The organism is Pseudoxanthomonas sp. SORGH_AS_0997, from assembly GCF_031453535.1.
GTDB classification, from domain to species: domain Bacteria; phylum Pseudomonadota; class Gammaproteobacteria; order Xanthomonadales; family Xanthomonadaceae; genus Pseudoxanthomonas_A; species Pseudoxanthomonas_A winnipegensis.
Genome location: NZ_JAVIZI010000001.1, coordinates 4,191,522 through 4,206,837, shown reverse-complemented (window position 1 = coordinate 4,206,837; position 15,316 = coordinate 4,191,522). Strand labels below are relative to the sequence as shown.

Genomic DNA, 15,316 nt, shown 5'->3' with positions numbered 1-15,316 from the left:
GTCACAGCCTGAGCTCGAGCAGCTCCTCGCCCAGATCCTCGTCAGACAACGTCTGCTGGATCTGCGCGCGGTGCGCCTGCTCGCTCCATAGTTCGAACTTGTCGCCCATGCCCAACAGCACGGCCTTCTTCTCGATGCCGACCGCGGCGCGATGGCTCGGCGGCACGGTCACCCGGCCGTTGCCATCCAGCTCCAGGAACGCGGCCGAGCCCACCAGCTTCTGCTGCAGGGTGCGCACGGTGCGCTTGGTGTTGGGCATGGCCATCACCTCGTCGCGCACGCGCTCCCAGGCCGTGGCGTCGTACAGCCACAGGCAGCCGGCCTCGAAGGGGTTGTAGGTCAGCACCAGGCGGTTGCCGCACGCGCGCGCGACCTGGTCACGGTAAGCGGTGGGGACCGCCAACCTGCCCTTGTCGTCCACTGTGATGGCGGTTTCGCCCTGGAACACGTCCCCTCTACCTCGACTTCAGCACTGCGGCGATCATTGAACCACGAAAAACCACAGAAACCCCGGATTTCCCGCTCGTGCCCACCTTAGCACTGGGCAAAGGGTTGTCAACAACTCGCACACGGGAAAATCACTTTCCGGATCAATGGCTTGCAACGAACTTCAGAGACTTGTTCAAGCCTTATCCACAAGTTGCTGTTTCGTCTCAAATTTTGAGATTGGACGGAGATTCAGGGCTGTGCAGGGGATGTGAAGTGACCGCTGTCACGGCCGCGCCCGGGCGGCGGCCGGGCGCGCGCACTGCGCAGACTCGGCCGACAATGGGCGCATGTGCCTGGTCGCGATCGCCTGGAAAACCCACCCCCGCTGGCGCCTGGTCCTGGCCGGCAACCGCGACGAATTCCACGCCCGTCCCACCGCCGCGCTGGCGCCCTGGGCCGACCGTCCCGGCGTGATGGCCGGGCGCGACCTGCGGTCCGGCGGCAGCTGGGCCGGGGTGGGGCCGCAGGGACGCATGGCCGTGGTGACCAATGTCCGCGACCCGCGCCTGGCCGCCCCGCCCGGCGCCCCGTCGCGCGGCGCGCTGGTGGCCGACTTCCTGGCCGGGCCGGCGTCCGCGACGGAAGCGGCCGACACCCTGCACGCCCGCGCCGCGGCCTTCGCCCCCTTCAACCTGCTGCTGGCCGATGCGGCCGACTGTCGCTACGTGGGCAACTGGCCCGGCCCGCAGACACGCACCGTGCCGCCGGGCGTGCACGGCGTGTCCAACGGTCCCTTCGACGCCCCCTGGCCCAAGACCCGGCGCCTGTGCGCGGCCCTGGCCGGCTGGCTGGACGGCCCGGCCGAGGACCCGGCCGCGCTGTGGGCCGCCCTGGCCGACCGCAGCCTCGCCCCGGAAGACCAGTTACCCGACACCGGCATCGACCCGGACCTGGAGCGCCGCCTGTCCGCCACCTTCATCGCCGACCCACGCTACGGCACCCGCGCCAGCACCCTGATCGCCCTCGACCACGCCGGCCGCGGCTGGATCGCTGAGCGGCGGTTTGGTCCTGATGGTGTTTCTGTGGGGGAGACCAGGCTGGAGATTTGAGGGATTCGGGATTCGGGATTCGGGATTCGGGATTGGGGATTGGGGATTGGGGATTGGGGATTGGGGATTGGGGATTGGGGATTGGGGATTGGGGATTGGGGATTGGGGATTGGGATTGGGATTGGGATTGGGATTGGGATTGGGATTGGGATTGGGATTGGCGTTGGCGTTGGCGTTGGCGTTGGCGTTGGCGTTGGCAGCGTCGTGTCAGACCGCTTGATTGGCCCCCTCCCTTGCGCGCAGCGCAGGGGAGGGCTGGGGAGGGGTCGCTTTTCGCGGGGAACTTGAGAGGCCAAGAGCCAACGGCAACGGCAACGACAACGGCAACGGCAACAGCAACAGCAACAGCAACAGCTAACCCCTCCCCGACCCTCCCCTGCGCTACGCGCAAGGGAGGGGGCCTGAAATTCGACGTTCCTGCGCCTGCGCCTGCGCCTGCGCCTGCGTCAGCGTCAGCGCCTGCGAGAAGGCGAGAAGGCGAGAAGGCGAGAAGGCGAGAAGGCGAGAAGGCGAGAAGGCGAGAAGGCGAGAAGGACGCCAGGCCCTGCTGGCGATCGCAAGCCCCCTGAGTCAGGGGGCGCGCCGACAGGCGCGGGGTGTGGAGGGCAAAGCGCCGGGGCCCGAAACGTCGCGCCGCGTGCAGCGGTGCGAGGTTCTGGGGGCTCCATCTCGCTGCGCGAGATGGAGGTGGCGGAGCCGGCCTGTAAGCCGGGTTCTGTCGTGGACAGTCATTCCTCTAGGCGCATCGTCACCGATACGCTCAAGCAACCTACCCGGACCCGACGCGGGCCGCGTCATGAGGTCCCTATTCGGTCTTGCTCCCGGTGGGGTTTACCGTGCCGGTCCGTTGCCGGACTCGCGGTGCGCTCTTACCGCACCATTTCACCCTTACCTGATCCCTTGCGGGCCATCGGCGGTTTGCTTTCTGTTGCACTGGCCGTCGGCTCGCGCCGCCCAGGCGTTACCTGGCACCGTGCCCTGTGGAGCCCGGACTTTCCTCGGCGCCCGCTTCCATCGAAATGGAGCGGACGACGCGACTGTCCGGCCGGCTCCGCCGTCGCGGATTGTCGCATGCCGGCAGGAGCCAGGGGAAAAAACAAGAAACCGTCGGCGCGAACGGCCTCTACGCCTTCCACGCTTCCCGTTCCGCCGCGCCCGTTCCTCGCCTCAAGCCCCGTACAACGCCTTACGCGGCGCGCCTGTGATCTCGGCGGCGAGCTTGGCGGCGGTCGAGGGCGGCAGGTGGGCCTTGAGCAGGGCGTGGACGCGGTGGCCTTCGGCCAGCTGGGCATCAGCATCGTCGCCGGCGCCCTGCACCATCACCACGAACTCGCCCTTGCGCTGGTTGTCGTCGGCCTGCACCTGCGCCAGCAGCGTGCCGAGGCTGCCGTCGAGCACGGTCTCGAACAGCTTGGTCAGCTCGCGCGCCATGGCGGCGGGGCGTTCCGCGCCGAAGGCCTGCGCCAGGTCGGCCAGCGACTCGGCGATGCGGTGCGAGGACTCGTAGAACACCAGCGTGCGCGGCTCGCCGGCCAGCGCGCGCAGCGCGTCGCGCCGGGCGCTGGCCTTGGCCGGCAGGAAGCCTTCGAACACGAAGCGATCGCTCGGCAGGCCGGCCACGCTCAGCGCGGCGATCGCCGCGCAGGCGCCCGGCACCGGGCTGACCCGCACGCCGGCCGCGCGCGCGGCGCGCACCAGCCGGTAGCCGGGATCGGACACCAGCGGCGTGCCGGCGTCGGAGACCAGCGCCAGCGACTGGCCTTCCAGCAGGCGCGCGACGATGCGCGCGGCGATCGCCTCCTCGTTGTGTTCGTGCAGGGCCAGCAGCGGCGTGGACACGCCGAAATGCGCCAGCAGCTGGCCGGTGCGGCGGGTGTCCTCGGCGCAGATGGCATCGACGCCGCGCAGGGTCTCCAGCGCGCGCGGCGAGAGATCGGCGAGGTTGCCGATCGGTGTGGCGACGACATGGAGGGTGGGCTGGGCCATGGAGAGGCGCTCATCTGGCAAAGGGTAGAATCCTAGCCCGTTCCTCCAGACCCGGCCCCGCACTGCCCATGCATACGCGCACTGCCCTGCTGTTCGCCCCGGCCCTGCTCGGCCTGCTCCTGGTCGGCTGCGCCACCACGCAGGTGGCCCCGAGCGCGGGCACCGCCACGCGCGCCGAACAGAACGCGGCCTTCATCCAGGCCCAGCAGCTGGCCGCCCAGCGTCCCGGCCTCAGCGGCCAGGCCCTGAGCGACAACACCCGGCGCATCCAGGCGCTGCTGGCCGAGCTGGACAACGCCACGCTGACCCGCGAGGCCACCGCGCTGCCGCCAGGCGATCCGCTCTATCCGCTGGCCGGCAACGCCCTGCTGGAGCGCAAGCTGCCGCTGCCGCATCCGTTCGACCACGGCAGCAAGTGGAACTTCGACGCCAACGGCCGCCCGCCGGCCGAGCGCGATGGCTACCGCCCGCCGCAGAAGCTGGCCGTGCTGCTGCCGCTGTCCGGCCCGCTGAGCGCCGCCGCCGCGCCGGTGCGCGACGGCCTGCTGGCCGGCTACTACGGCGAACACCGCCGCCGTCCGGAGATCCGCTTCTACGACACCGCCAGCAGTCCGGCCGATGCCACCAGCGCCTATGCGCGCGCGGTCGCCGACGGCGCCGAGCTGGTGGTCGGCCCGCTGGGGCGCGAACAGGTCGATGCGCTGTTCCGCCAGGGCAACCTGAGCGTGCCGGTGCTGGCGCTCAATCGCGGCGAACTGGAGCCGCCGCAGGGCGCGGCCAGCTTCTCGCTGGCGCCGGAGGCCGAGGGCGTGAGCGTGGCCGATTACCTGCTCAAGCTCGAGCGCAAGCGCGTGCTGATCATCGGCGGCAGCGACGAGAGCAGCCGGCGCGCGGCCGATGCCTTCGGCAAGCGCTTCAGCGAAGGCGGCGGCGTGGTCGCCGACGTGATGACCGTGGGCGATGCGCCCGCCGACCTGTCCGCGCCGCTGGCGGCGGCCGCGGGCAAGAACATCGATGCGATCTTCCTGGCCGTGCGCGGCTCGACCGCGCGCGTGCTGACCCCGCAGCTGGCCCTGGCCGGACTGGGCGGCAAGACCCGGGTGGGTACCTCGCTGCTGGTGCAAGGCACCGGCAAGCCGGAGGAAGACAACGTGCTCGATGGGGTGATCTACCCGACCGAGACCTGGTCGGCCAACGGCGTCACCGGCCTGCCCTCGGCCGCGACCGTGGCGGCCACGCTGCCGACCGCCCGCGGCGGCGCGGCGCGCCTGTTCGCCTTCGGCTACGACGCCTGGCAGCTGGCGGCCTACCTGCCGCGCCTGGTCGGCAACGCCAACGCCGACGTGCGCGGCGCGACCGGCACGCTGACCCTGGATGGCTTCGGCACCGTGCTGCGCGCGCCGGCCTGGGCGACCTTCAGCGGCGGCGTGCCGGTGCCGATCGCCGGCGGCTGAGCCAACGCCCATGGCCGAGCGTCAGGCGCGCGGTGCGGCGGCGGAAGCCGCCGCCCGCGTGCTGCTGGAACGCGACGGCCTGCGCCTGATCGCCGCCAATGTCCGCTTCCGTGGCGGTGAACTGGATCTGGTGATGCACGACGCGGCCGCGCGCGGCGGCGCCTGTCTGGTGTTCGTGGAGGTGCGCTACCGCGGGGCCAGCGCCTTCGGCGGCGGCGCGGCCTCGGTCGATACGGCCAAGCGCCGCAAGCTGGTCCACGCGGCCCAGCTGTATCTGGCCCAGCATCCGCGCTGGGCCAGCCTGCCGTGCCGCTTCGACGTGGTCGAAGCGCACGGCGATCCCGCCAACCCCCAGCTGACCTGGCTGCGCGACGCCTTTCGCGCCGACGAGGCCTAGGGCCTCAGCGCAGCGGCACGCTCAAGCGCGACGGCGCCGCGGTGGGCGAACCGAAGGCCACGCTGCCGCCGACATCGGTGGCGTCGGTGTAGCGCGGGTCGAGCGTGTCGATCGCCAGGACCAGGCGGCTGCCGGCCGGGATTTCGGCGGCGGCCGCTTCCAGGCCGATCTCCAGCGTGCGCGCCTGGCCCGGCACCGCGTCGCGCAGGCTGTAGGGCTTGTAGCTGAGCAGCGTGCCGGTGCCCAGGGCATCCATGCTGTAGAGGTAGGCCATCAGGGTCACGTGCGACTGGCTGGGCGTGACCGTCACGCGCAGGCTCGGCGCCCCGGCCAGCACGCGATTGCGCTCGAGCACCGGCCCGGACCACACCGCGCCGCCGACGCGGCTGACCAGCGGGATCGAGGTCTTCATCGGCTGGCCGAACGCCTGCAGCAAGCCGCTGAGCATGACAACACCCGAATCGGCCAGGGTCGGGATCCCGGTCAGGATGGAGGCGCTCCAGCCGGTGGCATCGCCGCTGGACAGCGTGCCGGTCGGCCGCAGCAGGCCGGTGGGCCGGCCCAGGCCGTAGACCACCGGATCGGCCTGCACCTGCGCCCAGCTGCCGTAGTCCAGGTTGCGCCCGCCGATGCTGGTCAGCCGCACCGAGCCGCGCCCGTCCACGCCGTTGGCCTGGCCCTTGAGGAAGTGGTCGAACCACGCCACCGCCTCGTCGTAGACCGCATTGGGCAGGCCCAGCGCGCCCGGCAGTTCGGCCGTGGCGTGGTCGCCCTGGCTGAAGATCAGGCGCCGCGGGCCGGTCAGCTGGTTGTAGAAGGCCACGTACTGGCTGGGCGGGAACAGGCCATCGTTGAAGGCATTGGCCAGCAGCACCGCGGTGCCGTTGCGGTTGATCTGCGCCACCTCATGCACCGCGCCGCGGCTGGCGGCCTGCGGCAGGAAGCCGTTCACCGCGCCGTCGAAGTCGCCCAGGGCCACCTTCGCGGTGATCGTCTGCAGGTCCGGCCCGGGCCGGCCGGTCAGGCTGCCGGTGGCGGCCAGCATCAGCACCGCCTGCTGGCTCACGGTCTGGTTGGCGTAGAGCGAGGCCTCCAGGTCGGCCCAGCCGCTGAGCGCGGCCACCGCCTTGATGCGCGGATCGCGCGCGGCGGCCAGCAGGCTGGTGCCGGCGCCGTAGGAGATGCCCGAGACGCCGATGCGCGCCGGGTCGGCGGCGGTATGCGCCAGCGCCCAGTCGATCACCGAACTCACGTCCTCCACCGTGGCCGGCCCGGCCACGTCGATCTGCCCGGTCGAGTCCCAGAAGCCGCGCGAGGTGTAGCTCACCACCACATAGCCCTGGCTCGCCATCTGGGTGGCGCGGCCGACGTATTCCAGGTTGGGCAGCGACCAGCTGGCCGGCATCACCACCAGCGGGAACGGCCCGCTGCCCTGCCCGGTCGGCACCAGCACCATTGCGCCCAGTTCGGTGCCGTCGAAACTGGCGATGCGTTCGTAGGTCTTGTTGAAGCCGCCTGCCCACGCCGTCACCGAACAAAGACACAGCACCAGCAACAGCCCAACCCGCCGCGTGAATCCGTGCATGGAACGCCCTCCCAGGCAAGGGCCGGTCGCCGCGAACGCAGGCCGGCCGTGGTGTTCGAATGCCGCCCGCCGCGGGCGGCCAGGACACCGTACTTGCGCGTATGGAGGCAGCCAAGCTGCAGCGCAGCACGGGGCCAGTGTGGGAGCCGGCCCGGTGGGAGCGACTGTCTCCTCAAATCTCGCAACGGCCTGCCTGTAGAGCGGAGCTTGTGGCAATCCCCTTTTGGGGACTCCGCTGCGCTTCATTCGGTTCATGGGGAAGGCCCCAGCGGAGCGAGCTCCGCTCTACAGGGGGAGCCGCCATGGCGGCGATGGGGCTTTACGGGGAAGGCCTTACCGCCGCCATGGCGGCTCCCACCGAGCGAGAAAACGTGCGCCCGACCCCGCCCTCGGGCTTCAACCGAAGTGGTCGTATCCCACGCGCGGCGCCTGCCAGGGCGCGCCGGCGGCGTCGAGGGCCTGCACGCCTTGCCCCGCGACGATGCGGCCGATGCGCGCACCGGTCACGCCGGCGAAATCCAGTACCGCCTGCACCTCGTCGGCGCGCGTCGGCGCGGCGGTGAAACACAGCTCGTAATCGTCGCCGCCGCCGGCCTGCCAGGCCCAGCGCAGCTGCGGGCGGAAGGCCGCCAGCGCGCGCGAGACCGGCAGCTGTTCCAGCTGCACCTGCGCGCCGACGCCGCTGCGCTGGCACAGATGGCCCAGGTCGGCCAGCAGTCCGTCGGAGATGTCGACGCAGGCGCTGGCCAGGCCCAGCAACCCGCGTCCGGCTTCCACGCGCGGCGTGGGCCGGTCCAGGCGCGCGCGCAGGGCCCGCTCGACCGCAGCGCCGGACAGCAGCGACTGCAGCGCCGCCGCCGCATCGCCCGGCGTGCCGGTCACCCAGATCTCGTCACCCACCTGCGCGCCGTCGCGGCGCAGCGCATGGCCGGCCTCGACATGGCCCATCGCCGTGATCGACACCGACAGCGGCCCGCGCGTGGTGTCGCCGCCGACCAGGGCGATGCCGTGGCGCGCGGCCAGGTCGCAGAAACCATCGAGGAAGCCATCGATCCAGGCCGGATCGGCCTGCGGCAGGGACAGCGACAGCGTGCACCACGCGGGTTTGGCGCCCATCGCGGCGAGGTCGGAGAGATTCACCGCCAGCGCCTTCCAGCCCAGGTCGGCGGGCGCCACGTCGGGGAAAAAATGTACGCCGGCATTGAGCGTATCGGCCGTGACCACCAGCGCCATGCCCGGCGGCATCGCCAGCAGCGCGGCATCGTCGCCGATCCCCAGCACCACGTCGTCGCGCGTGCCGGCGCGCGCACGGATGCGCGCGATCAGGTCGAACTCGGATCCGGCCGGCGAGGCGGTCAAGCGAACAACCCCTCGACCTCTTCGCTCCAGGCCGGGCGCCTCCACCCGGACTCGCGCGCAGGTGCCGGGAATTCGCTGCGGCAATAGCCGCACTTCCCCGGGAAATCGAATGCGGCCTGCGCTTGGTCGTTGATGAACAGCACCGCCTTGGCGTCGTCGCGCGACCAGCCGATCTTCACTTCCGCGGGGACCTGGCGATCCACCACGTCCTCGACGTTGTAGACATGCAGCGCATCGACGATCTCCCATAACGCCAGCGCGGAGTTCCAGCGGTGCGCGTAGAAATACCCGGTTTCGCCGTCGTCCTCGAAGACCACCGAGAAGGGCTGCTCCACCGCCGCATCGGACAGGAAGACGCCGCCGCCGACGCTGACCGTTTCCCTGGCCTCCACGAACACGTTGAATGCCACGGAACGGGCCCGGCTTATTTGCCCGCGCGCGGATGCTTGGCCTCGGCCGGGCGCCACTCGAGCGCGGCGCGGTCCAGCACGCCGTTGACGTAGGTGTGGCCGTGTTCGGAGCCGAAGCGCTTGGCCGTCTCGATGGCCTCGTTGATCACCACGCGATACGGCACGTCGATGCGGTGGCGCAGCTCGTAGGCGGCGATGCGCAGCACCGCGCGCTCGATCTGGTCGACCTCGGCCACGTTGCGGTCCAGGTGCGGCAGCAGGGCCTGGTCGAGTTCGGCATGGTGGGCCATGACGCCGCGCACCAGGTCCTCGAAGTACTCCAGGTCGGCCACTTCGTGGGCCTGTTCGTGGGCGAACTGGGCGATCACCGCCTGCGTGGTGCCGCCGGCCAGCTGCCAGGCGTAGATCGCCTGCAGCGCACGCCGGCGCGCACGCGCGCGCAGGACCGGATCGACCCCATCGCCGCGACGCGGACCGGGACGGCTCATGCCAGCTTCTCCAGCAGATTGACCATTTCCACCGCGGCCAGGGCCACTTCCTCGCCCTTGTTGCCGTGGCTGCCGCCGGCGCGCGCCTCGGCGTCCTCGGCCACCTCGACCGCCAGCACGCCGTTGAGCACCGGCAGGCGGTAGTCCAGCTGCACGCGCATCAGGCCTTCGGCGCAGCCGTCGGCCACGTGTTCGTAGTGGCGGGTGTCGCCGCGGATCACGCAGCCCAGCGCCATGATCGCCGCATGCCCGCCGCCGGCCGCCAGGCGCGCGGCCACCACCGGGATCTCCCACGCGCCCGGCACGCGGATCACATCGATCGCGTCCTCGGCCACGCCGTTGCCGGCCAGCTCCTTGCGCGCGCCGGCCACCAGCGCATCGGTGATGCGCGCATTCCAGCGGCTGGCGATGATCGCGTAACGCGCACCGCCGACCGTGCGCAGGTCGCCTTCGTAGTGGGTCATGGGAATCGTGCGGATCGAGGGTCGGACAGTTTATCAGGCGCGGGCAGGCCGGCCTCAGCCACGGGCGGGCGGCGGGACTTCCACCGTCTCCACGATCTCCAGCCCATACCCCGCCAGGCCGACCTGGCGGCGCGGGGTGCCGAGCACGCGCAGCTTGCCCAGCCCCAGATCGGCCAGGATCTGGGCGCCGGCGCCGTTGCGCCGCCACTGGCCCACGTCCTTGTCCTTGCCCGGCGCGCGCGGCGCGGGCTGCTGCAGCAGGCGCGCCAGCAGGGCGTCGGAATCGCGCGGGGCCGACAGCACTACCATCACGCCCTGCCCTTCGGCGGCGATGGCGCGCAGCGCGTCGGTGGCGGCCACGCCGAAGTCCTCGCGTCGCCAGTGCAGCAGGTCGGCCAGCGGGTTTTCCACCTGCACGCGCACCAGCGTCGGCACCTCGGCCCGCGGCGCGCCCTTGACCAGGGCGAAGTGCAGCTCGCGGGCGATGCGGTCGCGGTAGGTGACCAGGCGGAACGGGCCGAACTCGGTGTCGATGTCGCGTTCGTCCACGCGCTCGACGGTGTGTTCGGTCGCCAGGCGGTAGGCGATCAGGTCGGCGATCGAGCCCATCTTCAGCCCGTGCTCGCGTGCGAACACCTCCAGCTGCGGGCGGCGCGCCATGCTGCCGTCGGCATTGAGGATCTCCACCAGCACGCCGGCCGGCTCCAGGCCGGCCAGCATGGCCAGGTCCACGCCGGCCTCGGTGTGGCCGGCGCGCGTGAGCACGCCGCCGGGCTGGGCGATCAGCGGGAAGATGTGGCCCGGCTGGTGCAGGTCGGCCGGCTTGGCGTCGGGCTTGACCGCGGTGCGGATGGTGTGGGCGCGGTCGTAGGCCGAGATGCCGGTGGTGACGCCCTCGGCGGCCTCGATGCTGACGGTGAAGTTGGTCTGGAACTGGGCGGTGTTGGCCTGGACCATCGGCGCCAGGCCCAGCTGCGCGGCGCGCTCGCGGGTCAGCGGCAGGCACACCAGGCCGCGGCCATGGGTGACCATGAAGTTGATGTCCGCGGGCTTGACCAGCTCGGCGGCCATGATCAGGTCGCCTTCGTTCTCGCGGTCCTCGTCGTCGACGATGACGACCATGCGGCCCTGGCGGATGTCTTCCAGGATCTCGGGGATGGGCGCGAAGTTCACAGCGCGGCTCCGCGCTCGCCCAGCAGGCGTTCGACGTAGCGGGCGACCAGGTCGATCTCCAGATTCACCGCATCGCCCACGCCGGTCTGCGCGAAGCGGGTATGCGCCACGGTGTGCGGGATCAGCGCCACTTCGAAGCCTTCCGGATCGACTTCGTTGACGGTCAGGCTGACGCCATCGACGCAGATCGAGCCCTTCCTGGCGATGTACTTGAGCAGTGCGGCCGGCGCCGCAAAGCGCCAGCGCTGCGCGCGCGCGTCCTCGTGCACCGACAGCACCCGGCCCAGGCCATCGACATGGCCGCTGACCAGGTGGCCGCCGAGGCGATCGGTCGGGCGCATCGCGCGCTCCAGGTTCAGCGCCGCGCCGACCGGCAGCTGGCCGAGCGTGGTCAGCGACAGCGTCTCGGTCGAGGCATCGGCCTGGAAGCTGGTCGCATCGAAGGCGATCACGGTCAGGCAGACGCCGTTGACCGCGATGCTCTCGCCCAGCTGCACCGCGTCGAACGGCAGCGTGCCGACCTCGAAGCTGAAGCGGGTATCGCCGCCGATGGGGGTGGCCGCGGCGAGACGGCCGACGCCCTCGATGATGCCGGTGAACATCAGCGCACCTCCTGCGGCAGGAGGGCGGCAATACACGCACTACTCTGATTCATGATCAACGTTTCTCGCAAAGTGGAAAGCGAAAAACGCCACAAGGCCATGACCCGCGCGCAGCCCAAGGGCCGCGATGCGGGTCGTCTTCTTTCATCCGGACTCTCTGGCGCGGCAAGGCTGCGCCAACCGTCGGCTCCGGCATCGGACCGGATCTGCTGACCTGTGGCAGGCGTGAAGTCCGCAAGCGGAGAGACGCGCTCTCGAGAGGGACCCACCAACCCCAGCGCTCGCGGGCTCATGCGCCGATGGCGCATCTACCGCCGGTGGGGAATCTCACCCCGCCCTGAAGACGTTCTTAAGGATGCCGGCGAACCGGCGCGCGCAGTATAGCGCCGCGGCCGCCGGCCCCGGCGGCACGCAGTGTGCCGATGACGCGGTGTACAGTGCGGCTGTGCCGGCGCATGACCGGCGTCTTGCGACCCGCCGAACCGCGCCTGCCTGCCGATGCCGCCTTCTTCCTGGTTCTCGCAGATGCGCCTGATGCGCTACGCCGCCAACGGCGCGATGCAGGCGCACCATCATGATCGCCCCTCACTCTGCCTGGTCGTCGACGGCGGCTACCAGGAGCGCATCCGCGGCCGCGCCGACTGGCACCGCCCCGGCGAGATGATGTTCTGCCCGGCCGACGAGCCGCACGCGCAGACCTTCGCCGACACGGGCGCCGTGAAGATCCTGCTCGATCCGCGTGCGGGCACCCTGGACTATCTGCGTGGGCACCTGCCGCTCACCGAGGCGCCGTTCACCGGCTCGGTCCAGCTGGCGGCGATCGCGCGCCGCCTGCGCGCGGAACTGTGCGCCGACCCGGCGGACAGCGCCGCGCGGCTGGCCGCCGAGGGGCTGGCGATGGAGGCGCTGGCCGAGTTCGCCCGCCACGCCGCGGCGCCCGTGCGCGTCGAGCCGTGGCTGCAGCGCGCACGCGAGTACGTGCATGCGCACGCCTGCTCCGGCTTCGCGCTGGAGGACATGGCGCAGGCGCTGCAGCACCACCCGGTGCATGTCGCGCGCAGCTTCCGCGCGGCGTTCGGCCGCAGTGTGGGCGACATGGTGCGGCAACTGCGTGTGGCCGAAGCGGCGCGGCTGCTGCGCGAGACCAGTCGCCCGCTGGCCACGATCGCCGCCGACTGCGGTTTCGCCGACCAGGCGCACTTCAGCCGCAGCTTCCGCGCCGCCTATGGCGTGCCACCGTCGCGCTTCCGCCGCGAGCGGCGCTAAGCGCAGACAAAAACGCTTCGCCGCTGCAAGACAGGCACGGCGGCAGGCGCCAGGATCGCCGCATCCTTTCGGGAATTGCCGACCATGTTCCGTGTCCGCCGCGTCCTGCCTGCGCTCCTGTTCGCCGCCGTCCCGCTGTGCGCGCTGGCCGCCCCCGACTTCGACCGCGATGCCTGGCGGGCCGACTACGCCACCCTGAAACAGGCCCTGGAGCGCGACTACGCCAATCTGGCCTGGATCGGCTCGACCCAAAGCGGCGTCGACCTGCCCGCACTGGACCGCCAGACCCGGCGCGCGCTGGACAGCGCGGAGAACGACGCCCAGGCAGAACAGGCGATCCGCGCTTTCGTCGCCGGTTTCCACGACGGGCATTTCTCGTTTCTGACCACGTTGCAGACCGGGGCCGCAGCGGCCGAACCGGCCAGCGTGGACCTCACCGCCGCCGACGCGGCATCGGGCTGCGCAGCCCTGGGCGTGGGCGCCGGTGGGCACCCGGGGTTCTCGCTGCCGTTCGAATCCCTGCCCGGGTTCAAGCTGCTGTCCGACGGCATGGATCAGCCGCTGCGCACGGGCCTGTTGACGACGCCGCAAGGCCAGCGCGTCGGCCTGCTGCGCCTGCCGGAGTTCGCCCCCACCGCCTACCTCGGCCTGTGCCGCCAGGTCTGGCAGCAATTGCGGTCCGAGGACTCTGCCGACGACATGCGCGACGCGCTGATGGACGCCCTGGCCGACGCGGTTGCCACCGCCTTGCAGGGTTTCGCCGCCGCCAAGGCGGACCTGGTGCTGGTCGATGTCGGCAACGACCCGGGCGGCAACGACAGCGGCGATGTCCTGACGCGCCTGTTCACGACCAGGCCGGTCCATTCGGCGCCATTGCTGGTCAGCCAATCGCCGGCGGGCACGGCGTATCTGGACGAACAGCTGCATCGACTGACCGGTGCCTTGCAGGAGCATCATCCCGATCCCGCCTCGCGCCGCCTGCTGCGCCAATCCATCGCCGCCTTCCAGCAGTCCAGGCGCAGCGCCGGTGACGCGCCATGCGATCTGTCGTGGACGTGGAGCGAACGACGGGACTGGAACGCGATGCCGTGCCGGCGTCTGGTCGAGGCCGGCAGCTCCGGCGGCCCGCTGGACTACCTGCCGGCCGATGCGATCGCCGACATGACCATCGCGCATCGGCTGAACTGGGCGCAGGACGTGCGCGCCCATTGGGGCGCATGGACCGGCCCGGTGTACGTGTTGACCGATGCCAGGACCTATTCGTCGGCGGAAATGTTCGCCGCGCGCATGCACGACAACGGCATCGCCCGCACCGTCGGCGTGCGCACCGGCGGCGATGGCTGCGGCTTCATGGGCAAGTCCAAACCGGTGGTGCTGCCGCATTCCAGTCTGCGTTTGCGCATGCCGGACTGCGTGCGCCTGCGTGCCGATGGCAGCGACGAAGTCGCCGGCATCGCGCCCGACCTGCCGGTGCTGCCGCAGTCCGGCGAAAGCGACCGCGCCCGCGCCTGGCGCCTGCTGCAGACCGTCGGCACCGACTGGCGCGCGCACCACGGCGGCGGATGACACCGTAGCGACGCCTTCGCGGCATCGTCGAGGGCGCCGCATGCCGTTCGCGGTGAACGTCGCGCCGCCGCATCGTGGCCTGCGCCAGCCCAGGTCGCGCGCTTAGTCGGCCATGGCGGCCACCAGCGCATCGATCAGCAGGCGCAGCGCCGGCTGGCGGTCCGCGCCCGGCAGCCACAGCAGGTGCACCGGCGAGTCGCTCACCGGCCAGTCGGTCAACACCGGTACCAGCCGTCCCTGCGCGACCAGCGCATCGGACATGTAGTCCGCCTGCAGGGCGATGCCCACGCCGGCCAGGGCCGCATCGCGCGCGGCCTGCGCGTCGTTGCAGGTCATCACCGGCGTGATGCGGACCGAGCGGCGTTGACGCTGGCGGTGGAACTGCCACAGCGTACCGGTGCGCAGGCCGTCGAACGCGATGCAGCGATGGGCCCGAAGATCGGATGGCTCGAGCAACGCGGGCGCGTTGGCCAGGTAATCCGGCGAGGCGCACAGGTAGCGGTGCATCGTGCTCACGCGCCGGGCCACCAGCCGCGCGTCGTCCAGGCGACCGACGCGTACGGCCAGATCGACCTTGCCGGCGACCAGATCGACAAAGGCGTCGTCGTAGGCGACGTCGAGCGCGATCCCGGGATGGGCACGCATGAAGTCGGCCAGCAGCGGCGCCAGGCGGTAGCGGCCATAGCTTGCCGGCACCTGCAGGCGCAGATGCCCGCTGGCGCCCCGCGACCGCGGCTGCAGGGCGAGCGCCATGTCGGCCAGTGCCGCCTCCAGGCGTTGGCATTGCGCCAGCAGGCGCACGCCGTGCTCGGTCAACGCCATGCGTCGGGTCGTGCGCAGGAACAGCCTGGTCCCGACGCTGTCCTCCAGCGCGGCGATGCGCCGACTGAGCACCGATGGCGTGCAGCCGACCTCGCGCGCGGCGCGGGAGAAGTTCAGGGTGCGCGCGGCGGCGGCGAAGCTGCGCAGCGCGCGCAGCTGGGCTGGCGCCAGGGTGCTCGATTCGTTCATTGAGTGAACATGATAAA

The 15,316-nt window shown here is 71.3% G+C and carries 14 protein-coding genes, 1 other RNA gene, 1 pseudogene and 1 riboswitch; of the genes and pseudogenes, 5 read left to right on the top strand and 11 right to left on the bottom strand.

All coding sequences use genetic code 11. The features are described 5' to 3' along the window. Nucleotide 1 precedes the first annotated feature (1 nt). Nucleotides 2–448 (bottom strand): division/cell wall cluster transcriptional repressor MraZ, encoded by a 447-nt coding sequence (gene mraZ, locus QE438_RS18360; RefSeq protein WP_130515456.1) that lies wholly within the window; start codon nt 446–448, stop codon nt 2–4. A 328-nt stretch (nt 449–776) separates the two neighbouring features. Here mraZ and QE438_RS18355 point away from each other — a divergent pair, with 328 nt between their 5' ends. Beyond that, nucleotides 777–1,538 carry an NRDE family protein gene (locus QE438_RS18355; RefSeq protein WP_306993532.1) on the top strand — a complete coding sequence of 254 codons (762 nt, stop codon included), beginning with the start codon at nt 777–779 and terminating at the stop codon, nt 1,536–1,538. Between the two features lie 688 nt (nt 1,539–2,226). Here the strand turns inward: QE438_RS18355 and rnpB are convergent. Together rnpB and rsmI are read right to left on the bottom strand one after the other, a co-directional pair. After that, nucleotides 2,227–2,591: RNase P RNA component class A (gene rnpB / locus QE438_RS18350), an RNA gene on the bottom strand. Between the two features lie 114 nt (nt 2,592–2,705). Beyond that, nucleotides 2,706–3,524: a 16S rRNA (cytidine(1402)-2'-O)-methyltransferase gene (gene rsmI / locus QE438_RS18345; RefSeq protein ID WP_130561221.1), complete on the bottom strand. Its 819-nt coding sequence runs from the start codon at nt 3,522–3,524 to the stop codon at nt 2,706–2,708. A 230-nt stretch (nt 3,525–3,754) separates the two neighbouring features. On the opposite strand from rsmI, the pseudogene QE438_RS18340 reads away from it, so the two are divergent. Next, nucleotides 3,755–4,978, top strand: a pseudogene (locus QE438_RS18340) (penicillin-binding protein activator); the annotation flags it as partial. A 10-nt stretch (nt 4,979–4,988) separates the two neighbouring features. Then, nucleotides 4,989–5,375, top strand: coding sequence for a YraN family protein (locus QE438_RS18335; RefSeq protein ID WP_306993534.1), 387 nt, complete (start codon nt 4,989–4,991; stop codon nt 5,373–5,375). 4 nt (nt 5,376–5,379) lie between these two features. On the opposite strand, the gene QE438_RS18330 is transcribed toward QE438_RS18335, so the two are convergent. The 7 genes from QE438_RS18330 to QE438_RS18300 form a co-directional block, all read right to left on the bottom strand. Further along, entirely contained in the window at nt 5,380–6,960 is a 1,581-nt protein-coding gene (locus QE438_RS18330; RefSeq protein ID WP_306993536.1) for a CocE/NonD family hydrolase, read from the bottom strand. Nucleotides 6,961–7,356: 396 nt separating this feature from the next. Then, a complete protein-coding gene (thiL, locus tag QE438_RS18325; RefSeq protein WP_306993538.1) occupies nt 7,357–8,319 on the bottom strand; it encodes a thiamine-phosphate kinase in 963 nt (320 codons plus the stop codon). Next, complete coding sequence (locus tag QE438_RS18320) at nt 8,316–8,729, bottom strand: DUF2251 domain-containing protein (RefSeq protein ID WP_306993540.1); 414 nt, start codon at nt 8,727–8,729, stop codon at nt 8,316–8,318. Before QE438_RS18320 ends, thiL begins: the two co-directional genes overlap by 4 nt. A gap of 14 nt (nt 8,730–8,743) precedes the next feature. Then, nucleotides 8,744–9,217, bottom strand: coding sequence for a transcription antitermination factor NusB (gene nusB / locus QE438_RS18315; protein WP_130523177.1), 474 nt, complete (start codon nt 9,215–9,217; stop codon nt 8,744–8,746). Further along, on the bottom strand, nt 9,214–9,681 hold the full coding sequence (gene ribH / locus QE438_RS18310) for a 6,7-dimethyl-8-ribityllumazine synthase (RefSeq protein ID WP_130515439.1): 468 nt from the start codon (nt 9,679–9,681) through the stop codon (nt 9,214–9,216). The genes nusB and ribH overlap by 4 nt, the downstream gene beginning before the upstream one ends. A gap of 54 nt (nt 9,682–9,735) precedes the next feature. Further along, a complete protein-coding gene (ribB, locus tag QE438_RS18305) occupies nt 9,736–10,854 on the bottom strand; it encodes a 3,4-dihydroxy-2-butanone-4-phosphate synthase (RefSeq protein ID WP_130515438.1) in 1,119 nt (372 codons plus the stop codon). Then, a complete protein-coding gene (locus QE438_RS18300) occupies nt 10,851–11,456 on the bottom strand; it encodes a riboflavin synthase (protein ID WP_306993543.1) in 606 nt (201 codons plus the stop codon). Before QE438_RS18300 ends, ribB begins: the two co-directional genes overlap by 4 nt. Nucleotides 11,457–11,588: 132 nt before the next feature. Next, a riboswitch (FMN riboswitch) is annotated at nt 11,589–11,805 on the bottom strand. Nucleotides 11,806–11,954: 149 nt separating this feature from the next. On the opposite strand from QE438_RS18300, the gene QE438_RS18295 reads away from it, so the two are divergent. Then, nucleotides 11,955–12,722, top strand: a complete 768-nt coding sequence (locus QE438_RS18295) for an AraC family transcriptional regulator (RefSeq protein ID WP_306993545.1) — start codon at nt 11,955–11,957, stop codon at nt 12,720–12,722. Nucleotides 12,723–12,806: 84 nt separating this feature from the next. Then, complete coding sequence (locus tag QE438_RS18290) at nt 12,807–14,288, top strand: S41 family peptidase (RefSeq protein WP_306993547.1); 1,482 nt, start codon at nt 12,807–12,809, stop codon at nt 14,286–14,288. A 102-nt stretch (nt 14,289–14,390) separates the two neighbouring features. On the opposite strand, the gene QE438_RS18285 is transcribed toward QE438_RS18290, so the two are convergent. Next, on the bottom strand, nt 14,391–15,299 hold the full coding sequence (locus QE438_RS18285) for a LysR family transcriptional regulator (RefSeq protein WP_306993549.1): 909 nt from the start codon (nt 15,297–15,299) through the stop codon (nt 14,391–14,393). Nucleotides 15,300–15,316 lie beyond the last annotated feature (17 nt).